Origin of the sequence: Acinetobacter sp. Q85-2 (assembly GCF_013420555.1) — a bacterium.
In the GTDB taxonomy this organism is placed as follows: domain Bacteria; phylum Pseudomonadota; class Gammaproteobacteria; order Pseudomonadales; family Moraxellaceae; genus Acinetobacter; species Acinetobacter indicus.
In genome coordinates this window covers 132,559-154,922 of the sequence record NZ_VOXW01000001.1, presented here as the reverse complement: position 1 = coordinate 154,922, position 22,364 = coordinate 132,559, and the positions used below count along the sequence as shown (strand labels likewise).

The window sequence follows — 22,364 nt, the reverse complement described above, 5'->3', positions numbered from 1 at the left end:
TTATGCAAAGAACGATAACAACACGCTATAAACACCAATTCCGTACTGCCTTACTGCAACGAGCGCATCAGCAGCAAGATCTGCAATTGCACCACCTGAAACAGCAGCTTGAACAGCGTTCACACTTGTTTATTGTGGGGTTTGGCACCGTGCTCGGCGCGATTCTGGCAATGTTTATTGCCTATCACCTTTCCAATATCTGGAGTGGTTACCTGATTGTCGCTGTCTTGCCGCTGCTGGTGGCGTATGGGCTTCGAAAAGTCTATGTGCACACCCTGTCGCATACCGCTGAGGAAGATTTTTAGTTACGTTTCAGCTCTTTACTGAAAAACCAATCCTCTTTAGCATGAAGGTCTAATTTTTAGGCCTTCTTGACTTTATGAACCTGACCGAATGGATTATTTCCATTATGGAACAGCTGGGCTACTTCGGTATTGCCCTGCTTATGTTTCTGGACAACGTATTCCCCCCTATTCCTTCCGAAATTATTATGCCTTCTGCTGGTTATTCGGCCTCACAAGGTGAATTACTGTTTGTTGGTGTCGTGATTGCCGGCTGTTTCGGTTCGCTACTGGCAGCGGCCTTGCTGTACTGGATCGGCTATAAATTCGAACATGATGCAATTTTCCGCTTTGTCGACCGCTACGGCAAATACCTGTTCCTAAAATCGGCCGATGTCAAAAAATCACTGGACTGGTTCGAGCAGTATGGACATCGCATTGTCTTTGCCGGACGCATGATTCCGGCGGTACGCTCTTTAATTAGTATTCCCGCCGGCATGAGCCGGATGCCCTTCTGGAAATTCATGTTCTACAGCAGCCTCGGCACCATCATCTGGACCACTTTTCTGGCTGCGGTCGGGTTTTATTTTGGCGAAAATCAGGCGCTGATGCAGAAAATTTTTAGCCAGGTCGGCTATGTCATTATTGCAATTGTGATTGCGATTATCGGCTGGATTCTATACCGTAGGTATATGCGTAAACGCGCTTCGTGATGTGCATTGGCCGAGCTACAGGCCAAACTTGGGGATTCAATGAAACACTATTTGCTGCATTTGGCTGCGGTCTACAGCATTGCGCTGGTCCTGCTGACCATGGTTCTAGTTTATGGTTTAAATCTTGGGGTATTAACCCTTTTTCCAACACTGGTGGTGGTCGCGCTGATCAATGCCAAACATTTTGTAAAACGTGAAAAACGCCTGCCGACCTCAGATGAAAGAATTCAGCTGATTTGGGGCAGCAGTGCCGTGGCCATCATCATTGGCAGCCTGTTTATCTTTTTTATGGTGCTGATGAACCCCTATGCAGAGCAGATTATTCAATCGGCTGAGAAAATGGGACTGGCCCTCATGGCAGTGTTGATGCTATGTATGGTCGCCATCCATGGTGCGGTATTTTATGCCGCCTACGTCTGGTATGCCGCTTATTGCGCCAAACAGTAATAGTTAGTCGATTTTCAGACACTGTTAAATCAAATTATCCTGAAGTAAATTCTTTCGTGCAGATGGGTGACTTCCGGACAGCGCATCTGCATAGAAAATTTAACCGTATGTAAGTAAGCCCTGCTTTTCGTCACCAGAAACCGACATAAGTTATTTATCTTAACGTGAAAGGTGCAATTCTCCTGCCCGCGCCGGGTGCTGTCTGATCTAAGTTAAAACTCAAGCGATCCGATTGATCTTAATTTTTTGATTCATTTTACTTAGATCATCATCAGCCCCAAGAGGATACAGACATGACGAATCCAGAAATAGAAACCCAGCGCCAGCAGGAACAAAAACGCGAACAGGTCAAACAGCTGCCAAAACAGCAGCAGCAACAGCTGAATGCCAACCCGAAAACCGGTGAAACCGGCACCCATCCGGTGGGCACCGGTGTCGGTGCGGTCGGCGGTGCAGCCACAGGTGCCGCAGTCGGAGCCACCACCGGCCCGATTGGCGCAGTGGTCGGAGGTACCATTGGTGCCGTGGTGGGTGGTCTGGTTGGTAAAACCGCTGCGGAAGCCGAAAACCCGACCGAAGGTGATGAAGATATTTACTGGCGTGAACACAGCCAGAGCCAGCCTTACTACACCAGCCTGCAAAACACACATCCGGACTTAAGCTATGAGCGCGATTATCAGGCCGCCTATCGGGTCGGTTATGCCCAGCGTTCACGCTATGAACCGGGTACACGCTTTGAAGATGTAGAACCCGATTTACGCAGCGAATGGGAGTCCACCAAGGGCGATACCCGTTTGGCCTGGGAAGATGCCAAACATGCGGTGCGTGATGCCTGGAACCGTATGACCCGCTAATGTAATCCGGCTATAAAAAAACACCTCCGAGGAGGTGTTTTTTTATTTATTCGGTTTGCATCAGTTTGGAGTGTGATACATCAAATACAGTTCATTAAGGTTGTCCGGAATTTCTTCCGCCAGCTCATCCATTAACTGACCATTACGACGGAAGCTTTCCATTTGCGGGTCTTCTTCATCAATGCCGCTAAACACCATGATTGGTAAAGTCAGATCTACCAGCTGTTCTTCAAATTCTGGCGTGAACCAGGCTTCTTCATTCAGGAACATGGCATCCACAAAGCCCACACTCCAGTCGCCCAAGCTTGATTCTACATCTGCTTCTTCAATTTCGAATGGAAATTCAATGCCTTCTTCATTGGCCAGGTTTTGACGAATGGATTCGAGCCAGGTTTTCACCTGCGCTACGATTTCTGCCGGCACTTTTTTCTGGTTGCCTTCAAACAGTTCATCCAGCCATTGGTCAAATTGCGGGCCGACTGCAATGGCACACAAAAAACCATGAGTGGCAGCAAAATCTAGACCGTATTCGTTCTGGTCACCATCTAGATATTCACTCAACAGGTCTAAATCTAAAGCACTCATCTTAAATCCAAAAATCGTCTATACAAGGTATAGCATAGCATTTTCCGAAGACTTTACTGAACCCAAATTTCAGTCATCTTCGTCGTCAAAATCATCTTCGTCGAAGTCATAATCAAAATCCTTGAGATCACGCTCCAGTCGACGCTGTGCCAGCAGATCATCAATCAGGCGACGTTTTTCTAACGATTCTTTCGCACTGATTTTACCTGCCGCTTCATCGAAGCTGACATCATCATCACCGTAGTTATCATCTAGTTCAAAATCTGTTGAAGACACTAAAACTACCTCAGAATGAAAAAATGTGAATGGGTTTAGCCGCTATTTATCTGCCTTTGAAAAAGTTGTCAAGTTTTATTTATATTTTTTGTTTTTCCCGACTATTTTTGGCTTGTATTTCGCGCTAAAATTTGTGTATTTATGAAGACCTTATCTGAATAAGTATAGTTTAAAGCATATGACAAGAATATTTCGCGGACAAAACGGATGCCAGACTTGAAAACCGGGCAAGATGCCCCATATTCCTATTCAGTTTTGCTTTCAAACATTTTTATAAAATCATGCTTGATTGATCAAATCAGAAACTTTTACAGCAAATTGTGCTATCATGCACGGTTTTTCACTGCCACAGATTCAACGAAGAGTAAGCAAAGATGAGCGATATGACTTCCCCTACTTCGCAAGTAGCGGCTCTGATTAGCCGAGGCAAAGAGCAAGGTTACCTAACTTATGCCGAGGTTAACGATCATCTCCCAGACTCAATCACGGAAAGCGAACAGATTGAAGACATCATCCAGATGCTTCAGGACGTGGGCATTCCTGTGCATGAACGTGCACCTGAATCTGATGATGCGATGTTCGAAGACACCACAGAAGCTGCAGATGAAGTCGCTGAAGAAGAAGCAGCGGCAGTACTGGCTTCTGTAGAAAATGAGCCTGGCCGTACCACGGACCCTGTGCGTATGTATATGCGTGAAATGGGGACCGTTGAGCTGTTAACGCGAGAAGGCGAAATTAGTATCGCGAAACGTATTGAAGAAGGCATCCGTGATGTGCTGCATTCAATTGCGTACTGGCCAAATGCCGTTGAAGTGGTTCTACAAGAATACAAAGATTATGAAAATGGCGAACGCCGCCTGGCCGATCTGCTTTCAGGTTACTTAGATCCTGAAACCGATGAAGAAATTCCGGAAGTGCTGGAAGATGAAGCCGTGCTCGACGATGAAGAAGAATCGAGCAGCAAGAGCACCAAAACCAAAGATGTCAAACTTGATGACGACGATGAAGAAGAAGAGTCAGAATCGGATGATGATTCTGAAGCGGATTCTGGTCCGGACCCTGAAATTGCCAAAGTACGTTTTGCCGAGCTGACTGAAGCCTGGAAAAACGCCAAAGACGTCATTGCAAAGCATGGCCGTAACAGCAAAGAAGCGGAAGCTGCGTTACAGGCTCTGGCCAGCGTGTTCATGATGTTCAAATTTGCGCCGCGCCTGTTTGATATTATTTCAGAAATGATTCGTGGCACGCATGACCAGATTCGTGCAGCAGAACGTGAAGTAATGCGTTATGCGGTACGTCGTGGCCGTATGGACCGTACCCAGTTCCGTACGACTTTCCCGGGTCAGGAATCTAATCCGGCATGGTTAGACGAACAGATTGCCAAAGCTCCTGCAGAGATGAAAGGCTACCTGGAAAAAGTGCGTCCTGACGTACTGGCCTTCCAGCAAAAAATTGCCGACATCGAAAAAGAGTTGGGTCTGAATGTTAAAGACATTAAAGACATTGCCAAACGTATGGCGGTGGGTGAAGCCAAAGCACGTCGCGCCAAGAAAGAAATGGTCGAAGCCAACTTGCGTCTGGTGATCTCGATTGCCAAGAAATACACCAACCGCGGCTTGCAGTTCCTGGATCTGATTCAGGAAGGTAACATCGGTCTGATGAAAGCGGTAGACAAGTTTGAATACCGTCGTGGTTACAAGTTCTCGACTTATGCGACTTGGTGGATTCGTCAGGCGATCACACGTTCGATTGCCGATCAGGCACGTACCATCCGTATTCCGGTACACATGATTGAAACCATTAACAAGATTAACCGTGTTTCTCGTCAGTTGCTGCAGGAAATGGGCCGCGAACCGACACCGGAAGAACTCGGTGAACGTCTGGAAATGGACGAAGTGAAGGTACGTAAAGTCCTGAAAATTGCCAAAGAGCCAATTTCCATGGAAACGCCAATTGGTGATGATGAAGATTCGCATTTGGGTGACTTCATTGAAGACAGCAACATCACCTCTCCGGTCGATGCTGCAACTTCAGAAGGCTTAAAAGAAGCGACACGTGAAGTGCTGGAAAACCTGACTGAACGTGAAGCCAAAGTCCTGAAAATGCGTTTTGGTATTGATATGCCAACCGATCATACTCTGGAAGAAGTCGGTAAGCAGTTTGATGTGACCCGTGAACGGATCCGTCAGATTGAAGCCAAAGCCTTACGTAAATTACGTCACCCTTCCCGCTCTGAACACCTGCGTTCATTCCTGGAAAACGACTAAGTCAGCAGCGGCTTGAATTGGGATCAATCCATCCCCATTTAAGTAGCAATGCCAAAACGCCTGCGCCTTGCAGGCGTTTTTCAATCTTTTGAGGTAATTATGATTGACCGCACTCCCTCTCGTGAATTACAAGAGCATCTTTGGGTTTTTCCGATGGATTACCCGATTAAACTGATTGGTCTGGCCGGTGCAGAGCTGCGTCAAGCGGTGAACGATATTTTCGTGAAACACTTCCCGGACTTTGATGGCGACAAAATGACCGTGACCCCGTCGCGTACCGGTAAATACCACTCGATTACCGCACAGCTGCGTTTCGAGGAGCTGGAACAGGTGCATGCGGTCTATGCCGATTTAGCTGCCTGCCCGCTGATTAAAACCGCGCTTTAAGTTTCAAAAAAAACACGCTTCATGCGTGTTTTTTTATGGCGTACCGTGCAACCGCAGTAATTTAAAGCAGGCACACTCCTATTCCTATTCTGAATCATTATAATTCACATCAGCAGATTTCATTTTTAAGGACGCAGCCTGTGACCGATGCGCTTCAAAAACCGACCCTCATTATTCGCCAGTATTCGCAATTAACACCGTATCAAGACCGCTTTTTAGAGATGAAGCAGTTGACTGAACAGCGTGATGCCAATACCCCCGATGAGCTCTGGATTTTGCAGCATCATGAGGTGCTGACCCAAGGTCAGGCCGGCAAGGCAGAACATATTCTGATTCCCAGCCATATTCCGGTGGTACAAACCGACCGTGGTGGACAGGTGACCTGGCATGGTCCGGGCCAGCTGGTGGCGTATTTCCTGTTTGACCTGAACCGTTTGGGCTGGAATGTCCGCACGCTGGTATCGTATGCCGAAAACCTGATGATTGCGCTGCTCAAAAAATATGGTATTGAAGCTTATGCCAAAGCAGATGCGCCGGGTGTCTATGTCGCGGAGCGTAAAATTGGCTCATTGGGCTTTAAAATCCGCAAAGGCCGTAGTTACCATGGACTAGCGCTGAATATTGACTGTGATTTGAGTGGTTTTCAAACCATTAACCCCTGTGGGTATGCCGGTCTGGAAATGGTGCGCATTCAGGATTTAGTCCAAGACTATCCATCGTTTGAAACTTTATGCCGAGATATCATTGAAACTTTAGAGCACAGTGGTTACTTTAGTGAGGTTCAAACCATTCAAGCCTAAATGACTTTACTTTTGAATAAGAAATAAATTAGAGTATTTACTCTAAACCCAATAATAGATGTTAACAAAGGGACTCAGCGAGTGATTTCAAGCAAAACCGTGAAGCCCGCTTTGCAACAGGCCTATGTCAAACTCATGATGGATGTGATTGGCAGAGGTCTGGTGATGGCAAGCCAGGTCGATCAAGAAATAAAACAGGAAGTTGCAAAGTTTCCCGCAAATTTTATCCTGTCCATGAAAGTGTTTCCCAATGGACCTGCGTTCATTGCCCGGGTGACTGAAGATCATCAGCTCGAACTGCTGCCTGAACTGGATGGCAAACCCGATCTGGTCATTACCTTCAAGCATCTGACCCATGCCTTTTTGGTGTTCTCGTTTCAGGAAAGTACGGCACAGGCCTTTGCCCATGACCGCATGATTGCCGATGGTGACCTGTCTTATGCCATTCGTCTGGTGCGTTGCCTGAACAAAATGGAAGCCCTGATTTTGCCTAAACTGCTGGCAGAGCTGGCCGTCAAACAATACCCATCCGAACTTAACTTAAAAGAAAAACTCAGCGGAGCTGCCCATATTTACCTGAAAGTGGCTCAGTCCTATTTCCAACGGAGTGCATAACATGGCGAAGCCTTATTACGAATTTTTTTGTCCAGTCAAAGTCATTGCCGGCAATGCCGCACTGGAACACATTCCGTTTGAATTGGTGACTTTAGGTGCGAAACGCCCGCTGATCATTACCGACAAAGGCGTCCGTGGTAACAACCTGCTGGCCCCGGTTGAAGCGGCTTTTGAATCGACCGATGCTGAAATTGGCTATATTTTTGATGATGTACCACAGGATTCAAGTCTGGACACGGTACGTAAAGCGGCGCAGCTGTATCGTGACCACAACTGTGATGCCATTATTGCTGTCGGCGGCGGTTCGGTGATTGACACCTCTAAAGCTACCAATATTCTGGTGACGGAAGGCGGCGATGACCTGCTGAAATATTCCGGTGCGCACAATCTGCCAAAACCATTAAAGCCCTTCTTCGTGATTCCGACCACTTCAGGCACCGGTTCAGAAGTCACCATGGTCGCGGTGGTGTCAGATACTGAAAAGAATGTCAAAATGCCATTCGCCTCTTATTACCTGATGCCGCATGCCGCGATTCTGGACCCGCGCATGACCCAGACCCTGCCACCGCATTTAACGGCAATGACAGCTATGGATGCCATGACCCATGCGGTTGAAGCTTATAGCTGCATGGCCTCGAATCCGATTTCGGATGCCTATGCCACCGCCGCAATCAAGAAAATCAGCAATAACCTGTTTAAAGTGCTGGACAATCCAAGCGATGCCTATGGCCGTCTGGAACTGGCACAGGCCTCGACCATGGCTGGTATTGCCTTCTCCAATTCGATGGTGGGTCTGGTACATTCCCTCGGTCATGCCTTAGGTGCAGTGGCGCATCTGCCGCATGGACTGTGCATGAACCTGTTCTTACCCTATGTGCTGGAATACAACAAAGATGTCAATGGCGACAAAATTGCCGAACTGCTGCTGCCATTGGCCGGCCCGGATATTTATGCCCAGACTCCGGCGCATCTGCGTGCCGATAAAGCCATTGCTACCCTGCTGACCATGCGCGACCGTCTGTATGCCATGACCAAATTGCCACGCACCTTGAGTGAAACCGGCAAGGTTACAGAAGCGCAGCTGGATGAAGTGGCCGAAAAAGCCCTGAACGATGGCTCGATCATTTACAACCCGAAAGAAGCCAGTCTGGAAGATTTGAAATCTATCTTAAAAAAGGCTTGGTAATTTCCAGCAAATAGGCGAATATAGCCAAAATTTCTAGAAGCCTGATGTTTTTTTAAACATCAGGCTTTTACTATACCCAAGAAAAAGTTCTTATTTATTCAGATGATTGGCATATTTTCTGCTAAAAATTTCTGAAAAAGTTACTGACAAAAGCAACCATTTTGGAGTAGATTGGCGGACTTTTGTTTTATTGATAGGGGGGATCGTTCGTCTCAAACGATCCTTAGGAACATGACTGATCCTTGATCAACGATTAAGAGGATAACGCCGTTGACAAATATCTCTGGGACTCAATCGGCAGCTAAACTGCAAAAAACGCTAGGGCTCTGGCACATCATTATTATTGGTTTAGCATATATTCAACCAATGACCTTATTTGACACTTTCGGTTTAGTATCGGAAGAAAGTCATTTTCATGTACCCACCTCGTATATTTTTGCCTTGGTTGCAATCTTGCTGACCTCGTTAAGCTATGGTCACATGATTCGCCGCTACCCATCTTCGGGTTCTGCCTATACTTATGCGCAGAAATCCATTCACCCCAATGTTGGCTTTATGGTGGGCTGGTCATCCTGGCTCGACTACCTGCTGTCGCCAATGGTGAATATTATTCTGGCCGTGATTTATCTGGAAGCGCTGTTCCCGGATGTTAATCATTGGGTCTGGGTCATTGTACTGACCGCGTTTATGACCGGCATCAACCTGCGTGGTGCGCGTTTTGTCGCCAACTTCAACAGTCTGATTGTATTTATCCAGCTTCTGGTCATCGCGATCTTTACCTGGATGGTATTTACCAAACTGCAGGCCGGTTTTAATGCCGATGGCCCGATTAGTGCCGAACAGCGTTATCAGCTCTGGAGCCTGGAACCGTTCTGGAATGAGCTGACCTCAGTCGGTGCGCTGATTACCGGTGCTACCTTACTGTGCTTCTCCTTCACCGGTTTTGACTCCTTAAGCTCGCTGGCAGAAGAAACAAAAGATACCGAAAAGACCCTGCCAAAAGCGATTTTCCTGACTGCGTTAATTGCCGGGATCATCTTTATTGTCAGCACCTACTTCATGCAGATTTACTTCCCGAATGAACCGGGCAGCTACTTCAAGAATATTGCTGAAACTCAGCCAGAAATTCTGATGCTGGTGGGTGGTTCACTGTTCCAGTCCTATGTACTGACCTTCGCAATTGTAACGGTGATGGCTTCGGGTATTTCTGCACATGCCGGTGTATCCCGTTTGATGTACGTGATGGGCCGTGATGGCGTGATTAACAAGAAAATCTTTGGTCATATCAGCCCACGTAACTTCACACCGTCTTATAACATTCTGATTGTCGGTGCGGTGGCCTTAACTGCAGGCTTTATGGATCTGGATTTCGTGATTTCCCTGATCAGCTTTGGTGCCCTGACTGCATTCAGTTTCGTCAATCTGTCAGTCATTTCACGCTATGCGCTGCGTGATGGACGTACCCGCAACGTTAAAGATATTCTGAACTTTGTGGTGGTGCCGCTTTGTGGTTTTATCGCGGTGTTTGCACTGTGGCTTGAGGTTGATGAAACATCATTGAAATATGGTTTATGGTGGGCAATGGCCGGTATTTTATACCTGGGTTATAAAACCAAAGGCTTTAAACACCCTGCGCCACAACACAATGAATTTGACGATAAACTCTAAGTTTAAGTCATTTAAAAAGGTGCTTCGGCACCTTTTTTTGTTTCTACGTTTCAGGTCAAGTTTTGACGGCTTGATCCTGCTCACTGAAAAAATAAATAGCGATAAAAAAACCAAGATCAGTGATCTTGGTTTTTTTATTCTTCGCAATGATCTGCCCTAGCTTAAAGGCTGGAAACCCTGCTGACGCCAAGCTTCATAGACAATGACCGCTGTGGCATTCGACAGGTTTAAACTGCGAGAATTTTCTGCCATCGGCAAGCGAATCCAGTGCTCTTGTGGGAACATCAAACGCACATGCTCAGGCAAACCGCGGGTTTCTGGTCCCATCAACAAGGCCACAGGACGGTTTAAATCCGAAGTATGCGGGGTTTCTGTACCCTTGGTGGTTAATGGATACACGGCATCCACGCCTATGCCTTTGCTGGCCAAATTGGCCAGACAGTCTTCAATTGAATCCCACAGTTGCATCCGTGCCCATTCGTGGTAATCCAGACCGGCACGTTTCAGCTTTTTATCATCCAGCTCAAAACCCAGGGGCTTGACCAGATGTAACTGAGCACCGGTATTGGCACAAAGCCGGATAATATTACCGGTATTGGCAGGAATTTCAGGCTCATATAACACAACGTGGATCACTTTTTACTCACTATCTGGTTGATTTAAGCAATTAAACTTTCTTGATGGGACAAGGATGCTGTCAGGGTTAAAGCGCTACGCAGTATTGCCCTTTTGCATCTCCGGCAACCATGATTCATCATAGCTGCCACTTGACAGGCGCAGCCTTCGTCTTGCGCTCGGGCAACACGTTGTGTTGCTTTATCCTCTTTACTTAGGCATAGCCTTCGTCTTGCGCTCGGGCAACACGTTGTGTTGCTTTATCCTCTTTACTCAGGCGCAGCCTTCGTCTTGCGCTCGGGCAACACGTTGTGTTGCTTTATCCTCGCTCATGCCATTGTAGTTGTTCGCGCAGCTTCACCACTTCACCAATAATGGTCAGAGTGGGTGCCTGAATTTGATGTTCAGTAACTTTAGATGCAATATCCGCCAAAGTCCCGACCACCACTTTCTGCTCCGGTGTGGTGCCTTTAGACACCAAGGCCACTGGCATATCCGGACGCTGGCCATGGGCAATCAGTTTCTGGCAGATTTTTTCCAGTCCCACCAGTCCCATATACAGCACCAGAGTCTGGTTTTCATAGACCAGCTCGCTCCACGGCAGTTCCGGTGAACCTTCTTTTAAATGCCCGGTCAGGAAACGTACGCTTTGTGCATAGTTGCGATGGGTTAAAGGAATGCCGGCATAAGCTGAACAACCCGAGGCTGCGGTAATGCCCGGCACCACCTGAAAAGCCACACCTGCAGCAAACAGTTCTTCAATTTCTTCACCGCCACGGCCAAAAATAAACGGATCCCCGCCTTTTAAACGGCAGACACGTTTACCTTCCTGCGCATACTTGACCAGCAAGGCATTAATGCCCTCTTGTGGCACGGCATGATTGGAGCGCGCTTTCCCAACATAGATCTTTTCAGCATCACGGCGGCACAGCTCCATAATCGGATCGGACACCAGACGGTCGTAAATCACCACATCGGCCTGCTGCATCAAGCGTAGTGCTTTTAAGGTCAACAGCTCCGGATCACCCGGACCGGCACCGACCAGATACACTTCACCTTTTGGCGTGGTCCATTCCTGCAAGGCCTGCTCAATCAAACGATTGGCTTCTTGCAGATTGTCATTAAAGACCTGCTCTTTAAGCGGACTGGCATACAGGTTTTCCCAGAAAATCCGGCGTTCATCCGGATTCTGGATTTTGGCCTTAACCGCAGCACGCCATTGACCGGAAAAACTCGCCAGTTTGCCCATGCCATGCGGAATACTGGTTTCCAATTGGGTGCGAATCTGGCGCGACAACACCGGCGATGCACCATTCGTGGCCACTGCAATCAGCAAAGGCGAACGGTCGACAATAGCCGGCACCATAAAGCGGCAATGTGGCGGATCATCCACACTATTGACCAGCACATTTTCAGCTTCACAAGCCTCAAACACCTGACGGTTGATTGCTGCATCATCGGTGGCGGCAATCACCAAACGATACTGGCGCAGCGGAATTTCAGTATTGAAGGCAGCAGCCTCATAGTGCCCCTGGCTCTGCTGGACCAGTTCCAGTAAAGCGGCATCAATGGCCGGCGCCACCACATCAATAATAGCGCCTGCTTTTTGCAGTAAACCGGCTTTACGGTAGGCAATATGTCCGCCACCGACAATCAGACAGCGTTGCTGTTGCAACTTTAACGAGATTGGAAAAATATCCACACACTACCTCAGTAATTTAGTTCTGATTGTCTTAAGCAAATTTTGTGCACAAATTGGTGCATTCTGTACATCAACCTGAATTTAGTCGATATATTCTGCACCACCCATGTACGGACGTAGCACTTCAGGCACTTCAATTGAGCCATCCGCGCGCTGATAGTTTTCCATCACGGCCAATAAGGTGCGTCCAACCGCCAGACCTGAACCATTCAAGGTATGGACAAATTCAGTTTTCTTCTGGTCAGCACGATAACGCGCTTTCATACGACGCGCCTGGAAATCCCCCATGTTAGAACACGAAGAAATTTCACGATAGGTATTTTGACTTGGCACCCACACTTCCAGGTCATAGGTTTTGGTCGCACCAAAGCCCATATCACCACCACACAGGATGATTTTACGGTACGGCAAGCCCAGCGCCTGCAAAATGCCTTCTGCATGACCGGTCAACTCTTCCAGTGCCTGCATAGAATCTTCAGGTTTAACGATTTGCACCATTTCTACTTTATCGAACTGGTGCTGACGGATTAAGCCACGCGTATCACGGCCATAAGAACCGGCTTCACTGCGGAAACATGGGGTATGCGCAGCATATTTCAGCGGTAAACGGTCCGCATCAATAATTTCGTCACGGACAAAGTTGGTGACTGGCACTTCCGCGGTTGGAATTAAATAGAACTCTTTTTCGCCCTGCAGCTTAAACAGGTCTTCTTCAAATTTTGGTAATTGACCGGTACCACGTAAAGAATCGGCATTGACCAGGTACGGCACATAGGCTTCGGTATAGCCATTTTTCAGGGTATGTGTATCCAGCATAAACTGGGTTAAAGCACGTTGCAGACGCGCCAATGGCCCTTTTAAAACGCTAAAGCGAGAACCGGTCAGCTTGGTCGCGGTTTCAAATTCTAGACCACCCATCCATTCGCCTAAGTCGGTATGATCTTTGATTTCAAAATCAAATTCGCGTGGTGTACCCCAGGTCAGGATTTCCACGTTATCGGCTTCATCTTTACCTTCCGGCACAGATTCATGTGGCAGGTTAGGAATAGTCAGTGATTTGGTTTCAATTTCCGCCTGTAATTCATTTAAAGCCACTTCGGCTGCTTTAATTTCATCACCAATGGCTGACATACGTGCCATGATTTCTGAAGCATCACCACCGGCTTTTTTAATCTGACCGACCTGTTTGGCACCGGCATTACGCTCGGCCTGTAGAGCTTCCGTTTTGGACTGGATTTCTTTACGGCGAGCTTCCAATGATGCCCATTCTTCTACATTGAGTTGCACACCACGTTTTGCCAAGGCTAAATTTACAGCCTCAATATTATTTCTGAGTAATTTCGGGTCGATCATAGCCAATCTTTTGTAAAGAAAAAAACTGGCTATAGTGTAAGCGCTTCGGGTTAAAAAATACAGTAATCCGCTTCACGGCTGGGGCTTATTACAGCAATCTGGCGCAGTTTTTTCACAATTTACTGGGCCGGATACTTCGGCAAACTTGGCAGATATTCAGCTTTAATCAGTTTGTCCACCGCATAATACGGCAGCTCCAGTTCCGGCATGCCTTCTGCATAGGAAGCCAGCTCATACAATGGATAGACAAACACCAGCCCATTGGCGCCATAATAAAAATTGTCACTCAGTCGCAGTTTGTCACGCTGGATGTCGTGCTCATTCAGCCAGTTGTAATTATGGTTAAACAGTTCTTGTACCAGTTTGGCTTCACTATTCGGCAGCAGAATATCCTGCAAGGCCAGACGTTTCTTGCTGTTTAAATCAAAGGTCACAAATTCCTGATGATGCATACCATGCGCCGCCCCGGCCGGATAACTATAGCTTTGCATGCTAAAGGTAGCCAGACGGCCATGCTGGCCAATATAACGTACATAGGTAGAACTCAGGCTAAGACGGTTAGGCTCCTCTGTGCTATTGGCCTCTGATGCTGACGATGCTGACGATGCTGACGATGCTGACGATGCTGACGATGCTGACGATGCTGACGATGCTGACGCAGTAGAAGCGGCATCTTCACTAAATGCAATCGGGTCAGCCTTTTTAATCCGCTGCATAAAATACGCATTGATCCACGGCACATTGGTATTGACCGTCTGAATATCGTATTCGGTACAGCCCTCTTCATCACAGCGCTGCTGCTGTTTCAATTCCACCGGCACCACTTTGGCCTGAATCATGGGAATGGCAGCTGCCTGAGTCTGACTTTGCTCGGCCTCCACCTGAGGTGCGGCATCCTGCTTCGGCTGACAGGCGCTTAACATTAATGCCGTGGTCAGTGCGATGGTCGTGGTGAGCAGATTTGATTTCAGATGTTGCATTGCATTTCCCCTATGTTCATGCTGCAATTTTCAGCAGTTTTCACCCCGCAAAGGCGTTGTATACGCTCAATTTAGCTATTTACCACTATATAAAACTCCTGCTGTTCGATCCTAGAGCAGTTCTGTAACCTGCGATAAAAAATGAAAAATCAACCAAAAACCATCCGCAGCGGTACATACCAAAATTTATAATATTCCATTAAAATTCATAATGATAATTTTAAAATAAAATCAAATCCTGACTGCACCCTAATCGTGCATCTGCGGCCCATTCAACGGGAAAAATAAATTATCCCAAGATTTATCCACAGAAATTGTGGATTCTTTCACAGAGCAAAAGCAGACAGATCAGCCGTGATTCTGGTTAACCCTTATTTTTGGTTAATTTTTAACCATTTTCAGGGAGGGCAATTTTTATTGCCATTTCATGCATGTCCGCATGGCTCAACTCGCTCAATTGACTTTCCGTTCAATCCTACCATTGGACGATTATTCACCTAAAAATAAAGGAGCCATTAAAATGGCTCCTCTATGTTTTTGCTTTCACAGATAAAATCTTTTTTAAGAAATGATCATCATCCCTTATTGATCAATAATATCTGTGCCTTTTGGCGGGGTGAAGTTAAAGGTCGAGTTGGCAATGTTCGGGTTCACCTTCACATTGTTAAAACGTACATAGGTGGTTTGACCTAAAGAATCTTCCAGAATCATCAGGCTTGGTGCTTTGTTGGCACCGAAACTGATGGTCAGACTCTGGAAAGCCCCTTCATCACTTTTTGGATACAGGGTGTAATAGGTTTTGCCTTTGTTCGGCTGGGTCACCCGGTATGACTGCATAATCTGGTTGGTATTGCCCGACAATAACAGTGCTGGTGTATTGGCAACCTGCTCATCCAGGTTTTGACGCACGGCCTGCTGCAAGTCCGGGTCATAAATCCAGACTGTTTTCCCTGAGGTCACAATGGTCTGTTTGGCCGGACTGGTGGTTTCCCAATAGAATTTACCCGGGCGCGCCACTTTCATTACGCCTTTAAATTCCTGATTCATATGCTGGGCAGTCAGGCCCTTGTTTTTAGGCGCTTTGCCGCTGGTTTTGGTGGTCTGCTCAAAGTTAGCGGTCATACTTTTAATATGACTCAATTGTTTGACCAGATTGGCAGTGGCTTGCTGCTCCGATGCTGCCACAGGCGCAGCATACACAGTCGTACTCATCACTGGTGCCAGCGTTGCAGCACCCAATGCCATAGCACACATGGTTTGACGAAGCATTTTCATAGATTCACCTTTTATTGTTGCATATCGCAATGTATTCATGGACTCATCTTAAACCAAATAAAGTGCCTAAATTTAGAGAAAATAAGAAGTTTTGTATGTTTATTAATATCAAATGTTCTTTTTTATCCATCATCATGAAGATCAGGGTTGCTCTCTTTCCCGATGCGACATGCATAAAAAAACCCACAGAAAACTGTGGGTTTTTGTTCTATTGAATCTTATTCAACAGATACGTAGCGACGGCCAAATTGACCTTTCACTTCGAATTTTACTACGCCGTCAGCAGTAGCAAATAAAGTATGGTCACGGCCCATACCTACATTTGCACCAGCGTGGAATTCTGTACCACGTTGACGAACGATGATGTTACCTGCAGTTACAGTTTGACCACCGTAAACTTTAACACCTAACATCTTAGGATTCGAATCACGACCGTTCTTAGTAGAACCACCGGCTTTTTTAGATGCCATGTCTCATTACTCCTAGTGATTAGCCTGAAATACCAGTAATTTTCAACTCGGTGAACCATTGACGGTGACCTTGTTGCTTACGGTAGTGCTTACGACGACGCATTTTGATGATGCGGATTTTGTCGTGACGGCCATGGCCAACCACTTCTGCAGTTACTTTAGCGCCAGCTACAACTGGAGCACCGATTTGAATGCTATCACCGTTTACAAGCATTAATACGTCATCAAACGTAATAGTTGCGCCAGTTTCAGCTTTCAATAATTCAACTTTAAGGGTTTCACCCTCAACTACACGGTGCTGTTTACCACCGCTTTGGATTACTGCGTACATAATGTACTCCAAACATGCCCGTGTCGTCGTGCCGGTAAAGGGATATACCGATCTTAAAACGAACGCCACTGGGGTTATACAAGGGCAGAGATTTTAAGGGATAACGCTGCAAACAACAAGAGATTTAGCCAAAATATTGCATCAGCCGGCTGTTTATTTTATAAACATGCAACGAAAAGCAACAAAAATGGTCAAAACCCTACATTTTTCATTGATCTAATCAAATTGCTTGTTAGAATCGAAAACGCCAGCATGCTGATGCTATCACCGCTGCCTGTCACCGGGAGGCCATCAGCGCCAGCACGAACAGGAAAGCAGACCATTGCTTCGTACTTCATAACGACAACCACAATGGCCGCACCGCAGATTGCAGATTTCCTGTCCAGACGTTTTTCATTGTTACACTATATCGTTGTTACTTGACACAATTGAGGTTCTCCTTCACATGACCATCGACTTTAAGCAAGATATTCTCGCGCCTGTTGCTTCCGATTTTGCCGCGATGGATCAGTTTATTAATGAAGGCATTACCTCAAAAGTCGCACTGGTTATGGCGGTCAGCAAGCATGTGGTGGAAGCCGGCGGCAAACGTATGCGTCCGATTATGTGCTTACTGGCGGCCAAAGCCTGCGGCGCAGAAGATCTGGAACAGGCGCGCAGACTGGCGGCGATTATTGAAATGCTGCATACCGCAACCCTGGTGCATGATGATGTGGTCGATGAATCCGGCTTGCGTCGTGGTCGTCCAACCGCCAATGCCACCTGGAATAACCAGACCGCCGTATTGGTCGGTGACTTCCTGATTTCACGTGCCTTTGACCTGCTGGTCGATTTAAACAACATGACCTTGCTAAAAGATTTCTCGACCGGTACCTGTGAAATTGCCGAAGGTGAAGTACTACAGTTGCAATCACAGCATCAACCGGACACCACCGAACAGACGTATTTAGATATTATTCACGGCAAAACCTCGCGCCTGTTTGAACTGGCCACCGAAGGTGCCGCCATTTTAACCGGCAAGCCGGAATACCGTGAACCGTTACGTGTCTTTGCCGGCCATTTTGGTAATGCCTTCCAGATCATTGACGATATTCTGGATTACACCTCAGATGCCGAAACCCTGGGTAAAAATATCGGCGATGACCTGATGGAAGGTAAACCGACCTTGCCTTTAATTGCCGCCCTGAAAAATACCACAGGTGCGCAACATGAAATTATCCGCCGCAGTATTGCTACGGGTGGAACCTCCGAATTGGCGCAGGTTATCGAGATTGTACAGACGTCAGGTGCATTGGATTATTGCCAGCAACGTGCCACGGAAGAAACCGAAGCCGCAATTGCGGCCTTAAATGCCTTGCCAGATACAATCTATCGTCAGGCCTTGGTCAATCTGGCCAAGCTGGCCCTGCACCGAATTCAATAAATAGCTTCATCCTTGCCTATGCATATAAAATTTTATGACCTATTCCTGAACATGCAGGATCAGCTGGAAACCACGCCCGCTGATCTTGACGAGCAACTGCTCATTGAGCTGGTCAACCGTATTCGACCAGCCAACACCGAAAATAGCGAAGAAATACAAGAAAAGTTTCAGGCCTTTTTACATGCCCTGCTGATTACGCCCAATGCCGCCAATACCTTACAAAGTTTTGTGCTCTGCTTAATCAGCCAGTACAAACAGACCAGCCTGTATGCCGATACCGGCATCCTGTCTTTAGATGGTTTCTGGAGCCAGCTGTTTCAGCGCCTAGGGGCGCATTTTTTACCGCTGATTAATGATCAGAGCCAGCTGCAGGACTTGCTGCGCCGCATTTTCCATCAGCGCAGTGATAAATACTGGCTGGATGATATTGAAGATCAGCAGTGGCAGCAGCTGTTTCGCCTGCTGAATCAGGGCCATCGTAATCAGGATGATAAAAAACTGATTCGTCAGGAAATCATTAAAGCCATTACCGTGCTGTCCTATCGGGTCAGCGGAATTGGTTTATATCCGGAATTTATTAATGCCCATCCGGAACTGACCGAATACGAATCACCATTTTTAGTGCAGAACCGTGAAATCAACGATTTCATTGTGCAATATAAAAACCTGCATCAAAGTGCCGACAAATTTGAAGCGGTAATTCCACCGGATGCCTCACAGGCGCTGGTGATGATTGACCAGTGCCGTAACGTCAGCCATAAAATTCGCCGGGCCACCAAACGGATTGGGGTCAGTGTCAGCCTGACCTATTTGCTGTCCTTACTGGAACAGTGTCTGGACCGGATTGAACTGCTGCTGAACCTGATTGTTGAAGAAGATGATGTGCGTTATAGCGCCATGGGCGAGCTACTGGTCGATATTACCACCGCGCTGTATAGCGAACGCAGTGTCCGCTCCCTGCTGGCTACCAACAGTGAATTGATGGCCTTGCAGGTGACTGAAAATGCCAGTAAAACCGGTGAACATTATGTAAGTACCGACAAGGCCGGCTTTCTGGAAATGTATAAATCGGCTGCCGGGGCCGGGGTCATTATTGCCACCATGGCCACCCTTAAGGTGCTGGCGGCACGTTTAACCTTGGCGCCGCTGATGCAGGCCTTTATTAACAGCATGAACTACTCGCTGGGCTTTATGCTGATTCATGTGCTGCACTTTACTGTGGCCACCAAACAGCCGGCGATGACCGCTGCCGCACTGGCTTCGACCGTACAGCATCGCAAAGGCTCGAAAATGGCGCAAATTGCCGAGCTGGCCGCGCTGATTATCAATATTATCCGGACCCAGTTTATTGCCATTCTGGGCAATATCTCGATTGCCATTCCGGTGGCCGCCCTAATTGCCTTTATGTGGGATGCGGCGTTGCATGAGCCTTTAATGAACCATGCCAAAGCCAGCAAAATGCTGCATGACCTGAATCCGTTTACCTCTCTGGCAATTCCACACGCAGCCATTGCCGGTGTGTGTCTGTTTTTATCGGGCCTGATTGCTGGTTACTTCGATAATATGGCGGTGTATCGCAAAGTCGGACCACGGCTACAGGCGCATGCCAAACTGAAAAAATGGATGAGTCAGGAACGGCTGGACCGTTTTGCCGCCTATATTGAACGGAACTTGGGCGCACTGGCCGGTAATTTCCTGTTCGGGGTTATGCTCGGCAGTATGGGCACAATTGGTTATATTCTGGGTCTGCCTTTAGATATCCGGCATATTGCCTTTGCCTCGGCCAACTTTATTCAGGGTTTGATGAACGTCAACGGTAGTCCGGAAATTGGCCTGATTATTGTGTCTTTCCTGGGTGTGCTGTTAATTGGCCTGACCAACTTATTTGTCAGCTTTACCCTCACCATTATTGTGGCCCTGCGCGCACGTCGGGTACGTTTTGAACAGTGGAAGCCATTGGCCAAACTGGTCATGACCCATTTCCTGACCCGGCCCAGTGACTTTTTCTGGCCACCGAAGCAACCTGTTGAAGTTGAAGAACAATCTGGCCCGGCCAAGGGTCATCATTAAGGAGTTTGTTAATTTATTTTGTCATGTGTTAAAAAGAATTGAAAAAGAAATTAGCATAATTTATACAGGCTTGAAATGAAGTGTACTGGCGAGTACACTTTAATCCATTACCGGACTGCGCTCGGATCAGCTAAACTAACCAGGATTTCGGCATGCCTAATTTTTTGCTTTATCTCGGTGGTTTGTTGTGTTTTTTCAGCGTGTTAATGCTTTATGTTCCAGCGCTCACTGCCCTTGATTCGGCAATTGTAGACTGGTTCAGCCAGCACCGTAACGAGATGTTGAATTCACTAATGACGGGATTATCTGTCGTTGGTGGCATGCCATTTGTATTATTTTTATCCAGTCTTTGGTGTCTGTATCTGGCCAGGCAGAAGGAATATGCAAATATCGTGCTGGTCAGCATTGGACTGATGGGGAGTTTTGCCACTGCCTGGATACTCAAGTATCTGATTGCAAGAGAGCGCCCGCCAGAAATGTATCATCTGGTCAATAGCTATGGTGCCTCATTTCCCAGCGCACACAGTTTTTATGCCGCAACGCTGGGCTGTCTTGCAATTTATGTGTCAATGCAACATCCCGCACATAAAGCCATTGTAATATGTGCTGTTATGTGGATGTTGCTGATGGGAATTTCAAGAGTGTATCTTGGCGTACATTTTCCCTCAGATGTCCTGTCAGGCTGGAGCATAAGTTTTATCTGGATCACGCTGCTCTATCTGATCTTGATCAAGTACAGCCAGCGCAAACCAATGAATAATTTTTAGATAGATAAAAATCTAATTGAGGTGGAAGAATGATGTCTGCAAAGCTTTGGGCCCCTGCCCTCACTGCTTGCGCATTGGCCACAAGCATCGCGCTTGTGGGTTGTAGCAAAGATCCAAATGATGCGCAGCAAGCTGCAGCCCAGCAGCAAATGCCTCCAACAGAAGTTGGGGTCATTGTTGTACAGCCACAAAGTGTCGAGCAGTCTGTTGAACTTTCCGGCCGTACCACTGCCTTTGAAATTTCTGAAGTTCGCCCGCAAACCAGCGGTGTGGTGCAGAAACGTCTGTTTACCGAAGGTAGCTATGTACGTGAAGGTCAGGCCTTATATGAAATTGATTCACGGACCAACCGTGCATCGGTAGATAGTGCCCGTGCAGCATTGGCACGTCAGCAGGCCAATCTGAACGTTTTACGTGTCAAAGAAGGCCGTTATCGTCAATTGGTGGGCAGCAATGCCATTTCCAAACAGGAATATGATGACATTGTGGCGCAGGTGAAACTGGCAGAAGCAGATGTCGCGGCCACCCGTGCCGAACTGCGCAATGCAGAAATTAACCTGGGTTACTCAACCGTACGTGCACCAATTTCAGGTCAGACCAACCGTTCTACCGTGACGGCAGGTGCATTAGTGACTGCCAGCCAGCAGGAACCGTTAGTGACCATTCAGCGTCTGGACCCGATTTATGTGGATATCAACCAGTCGAGTGCTGAACTGCTACGTTTACGCCAGCAGCTGAGTAAAGGTGATTTAAACAGCAGTAACAACACCACAGTCAAGCTGAAACTGGAAGATGGTAGCTATTATCCGGTTGAAGGCCGTCTGGCATTCTCCGATGCCAGCGTTAATCCGGATACGGGTACCGTGACTTTACGTGCAGTATTCCCGAATCCAAACCATCTGTTATTGCCAGGCATGTTTGCCACTGCACAGATTGTGCAAGGGGTAATTCCAAATGCCGTGCTGATTCCACAAGCTGCCATTACCCGTACCCCAACCGGTCAGGCCATGGCGATGCTGGTCAATGCCAAAGGTGTGGTTGAACCACGTCCAGTGACCACAGCCGGTATTCAGGGTAAAGACTGGATTGTGACTGAAGGTCTGCAAACTGGCGATAAAGTTATTGTAGAAGGTATTGCCAAAGTCAAGCCGGAACAGAAAGTGGTAGCCAAACCATATCAACCGCAAGCTGCCGCGCCACAAGGTGCCCAGCAACCTGCTGCATCAGATAAAGCAAAACAACCAGCAGATCAGGCGGATGCTCAAGCTGAACAAAAAGCTACTTCAAATACATAAGGGG

The 22,364-nt window shown here is 47.3% G+C and carries 23 protein-coding genes; 14 read left to right on the top strand and 9 right to left on the bottom strand.

Annotated elements, in window-relative coordinates; translation table 11 throughout:
• Positions 1–2: 2 nt before the first annotated feature.
• From FTT68_RS00765 to FTT68_RS00750, 4 genes are all read left to right on the top strand, one after another.
• The gene (locus tag FTT68_RS00765; protein ID WP_005176151.1) at positions 3–305 is read left to right on the top strand and encodes a hypothetical protein; all 303 of its coding nucleotides are present in this window, start codon (positions 3–5) and stop codon (positions 303–305) included.
• Between the two features lie 74 nt (positions 306–379).
• On the top strand, positions 380–994 hold the full coding sequence (locus FTT68_RS00760; RefSeq protein ID WP_160243472.1) for a DedA family protein: 615 nt from the start codon (positions 380–382) through the stop codon (positions 992–994).
• Positions 995–1,033: 39 nt separating this feature from the next.
• On the top strand, positions 1,034–1,441 hold the full coding sequence (locus FTT68_RS00755) for an ABZJ_00895 family protein (protein ID WP_075167535.1): 408 nt from the start codon (positions 1,034–1,036) through the stop codon (positions 1,439–1,441).
• A gap of 293 nt (positions 1,442–1,734) precedes the next feature.
• On the top strand, positions 1,735–2,295 hold the full coding sequence (locus FTT68_RS00750; protein WP_016659900.1) for a glycine zipper domain-containing protein: 561 nt from the start codon (positions 1,735–1,737) through the stop codon (positions 2,293–2,295).
• A gap of 60 nt (positions 2,296–2,355) precedes the next feature.
• Here FTT68_RS00750 and FTT68_RS00745 read toward each other — a convergent pair whose 3' ends face one another.
• Together FTT68_RS00745 and FTT68_RS00740 are read right to left on the bottom strand one after the other, a co-directional pair.
• A complete protein-coding gene (locus FTT68_RS00745; RefSeq protein ID WP_005176137.1) occupies positions 2,356–2,880 on the bottom strand; it encodes a YecA family protein in 525 nt (174 codons plus the stop codon).
• Between the two features lie 69 nt (positions 2,881–2,949).
• Entirely contained in the window at positions 2,950–3,156 is a 207-nt protein-coding gene (locus FTT68_RS00740) for a PA3496 family putative envelope integrity protein (protein ID WP_005176134.1), read from the bottom strand.
• 374 nt (positions 3,157–3,530) lie between these two features.
• Here FTT68_RS00740 and rpoD point away from each other — a divergent pair, with 374 nt between their 5' ends.
• The 6 genes from rpoD (at position 3,531) to FTT68_RS00710 (ending at position 10,079) form a co-directional block, all read left to right on the top strand.
• Complete coding sequence (rpoD, locus tag FTT68_RS00735) at positions 3,531–5,423, top strand: RNA polymerase sigma factor RpoD (RefSeq protein ID WP_180006803.1); 1,893 nt, start codon at positions 3,531–3,533, stop codon at positions 5,421–5,423.
• A 99-nt stretch (positions 5,424–5,522) separates the two neighbouring features.
• The gene (locus FTT68_RS00730; protein ID WP_005176130.1) at positions 5,523–5,810 is read left to right on the top strand and encodes a YbeD family protein; all 288 of its coding nucleotides are present in this window, start codon (positions 5,523–5,525) and stop codon (positions 5,808–5,810) included.
• 140 nt (positions 5,811–5,950) lie between these two features.
• The gene (lipB, locus tag FTT68_RS00725) at positions 5,951–6,610 is read left to right on the top strand and encodes a lipoyl(octanoyl) transferase LipB (RefSeq protein ID WP_180006804.1); all 660 of its coding nucleotides are present in this window, start codon (positions 5,951–5,953) and stop codon (positions 6,608–6,610) included.
• 81 nt (positions 6,611–6,691) lie between these two features.
• Positions 6,692–7,225, top strand: a complete 534-nt coding sequence (locus FTT68_RS00720; protein WP_160241544.1) for a hypothetical protein — start codon at positions 6,692–6,694, stop codon at positions 7,223–7,225.
• Between the two features lies 1 nt (position 7,226).
• Positions 7,227–8,411 (top strand): iron-containing alcohol dehydrogenase, encoded by a 1,185-nt coding sequence (locus FTT68_RS00715; RefSeq protein WP_005176121.1) that lies wholly within the window; start codon positions 7,227–7,229, stop codon positions 8,409–8,411.
• Between the two features lie 270 nt (positions 8,412–8,681).
• The gene (locus tag FTT68_RS00710; protein WP_005176119.1) at positions 8,682–10,079 is read left to right on the top strand and encodes an APC family permease; all 1,398 of its coding nucleotides are present in this window, start codon (positions 8,682–8,684) and stop codon (positions 10,077–10,079) included.
• A 156-nt stretch (positions 10,080–10,235) separates the two neighbouring features.
• On the opposite strand, the gene FTT68_RS00705 is transcribed toward FTT68_RS00710, so the two are convergent.
• The 7 genes from FTT68_RS00705 to rplU all read right to left on the bottom strand — a co-directional run bounded on the left by FTT68_RS00705 (position 10,236) and on the right by rplU (position 16,805).
• The gene (locus tag FTT68_RS00705; protein ID WP_005176117.1) at positions 10,236–10,715 is read right to left on the bottom strand and encodes a tRNA (cytidine(34)-2'-O)-methyltransferase; all 480 of its coding nucleotides are present in this window, start codon (positions 10,713–10,715) and stop codon (positions 10,236–10,238) included.
• A gap of 298 nt (positions 10,716–11,013) precedes the next feature.
• Positions 11,014–12,396 (bottom strand): siroheme synthase CysG, encoded by a 1,383-nt coding sequence (cysG, locus tag FTT68_RS00700; RefSeq protein ID WP_180006805.1) that lies wholly within the window; start codon positions 12,394–12,396, stop codon positions 11,014–11,016.
• An 81-nt stretch (positions 12,397–12,477) separates the two neighbouring features.
• Positions 12,478–13,749, bottom strand: coding sequence for a serine--tRNA ligase (serS, locus tag FTT68_RS00695; protein WP_016659896.1), 1,272 nt, complete (start codon positions 13,747–13,749; stop codon positions 12,478–12,480).
• A gap of 119 nt (positions 13,750–13,868) precedes the next feature.
• On the bottom strand, positions 13,869–14,729 hold the full coding sequence (locus FTT68_RS00690; protein ID WP_180175115.1) for an RsiV family protein: 861 nt from the start codon (positions 14,727–14,729) through the stop codon (positions 13,869–13,871).
• 582 nt (positions 14,730–15,311) lie between these two features.
• Positions 15,312–16,004 carry an outer membrane lipoprotein chaperone LolA gene (lolA, locus tag FTT68_RS00685; protein WP_005176107.1) on the bottom strand — a complete coding sequence of 231 codons (693 nt, stop codon included), beginning with the start codon at positions 16,002–16,004 and terminating at the stop codon, positions 15,312–15,314.
• Between the two features lie 218 nt (positions 16,005–16,222).
• The gene (gene rpmA / locus FTT68_RS00680) at positions 16,223–16,474 is read right to left on the bottom strand and encodes a 50S ribosomal protein L27 (protein WP_005176106.1); all 252 of its coding nucleotides are present in this window, start codon (positions 16,472–16,474) and stop codon (positions 16,223–16,225) included.
• 19 nt (positions 16,475–16,493) lie between these two features.
• Positions 16,494–16,805 (bottom strand): 50S ribosomal protein L21, encoded by a 312-nt coding sequence (gene rplU / locus FTT68_RS00675; protein WP_005176105.1) that lies wholly within the window; start codon positions 16,803–16,805, stop codon positions 16,494–16,496.
• A 445-nt stretch (positions 16,806–17,250) separates the two neighbouring features.
• Between rplU and sdsA the strand changes: the two genes are divergently transcribed.
• From sdsA to FTT68_RS00655, 4 genes are all read left to right on the top strand, one after another.
• Complete coding sequence (sdsA, locus tag FTT68_RS00670; RefSeq protein WP_104472144.1) at positions 17,251–18,228, top strand: All-trans-nonaprenyl-diphosphate synthase; 978 nt, start codon at positions 17,251–17,253, stop codon at positions 18,226–18,228.
• Positions 18,229–18,246: 18 nt separating this feature from the next.
• Positions 18,247–20,298, top strand: a complete 2,052-nt coding sequence (locus tag FTT68_RS00665; protein ID WP_160241549.1) for a site-specific recombinase — start codon at positions 18,247–18,249, stop codon at positions 20,296–20,298.
• 152 nt (positions 20,299–20,450) lie between these two features.
• Complete coding sequence (locus FTT68_RS00660; protein ID WP_005176089.1) at positions 20,451–21,065, top strand: phosphatase PAP2 family protein; 615 nt, start codon at positions 20,451–20,453, stop codon at positions 21,063–21,065.
• A gap of 29 nt (positions 21,066–21,094) precedes the next feature.
• Positions 21,095–22,360: an efflux RND transporter periplasmic adaptor subunit gene (locus tag FTT68_RS00655; RefSeq protein ID WP_005176086.1), complete on the top strand. Its 1,266-nt coding sequence runs from the start codon at positions 21,095–21,097 to the stop codon at positions 22,358–22,360.
• Positions 22,361–22,364 lie beyond the last annotated feature (4 nt).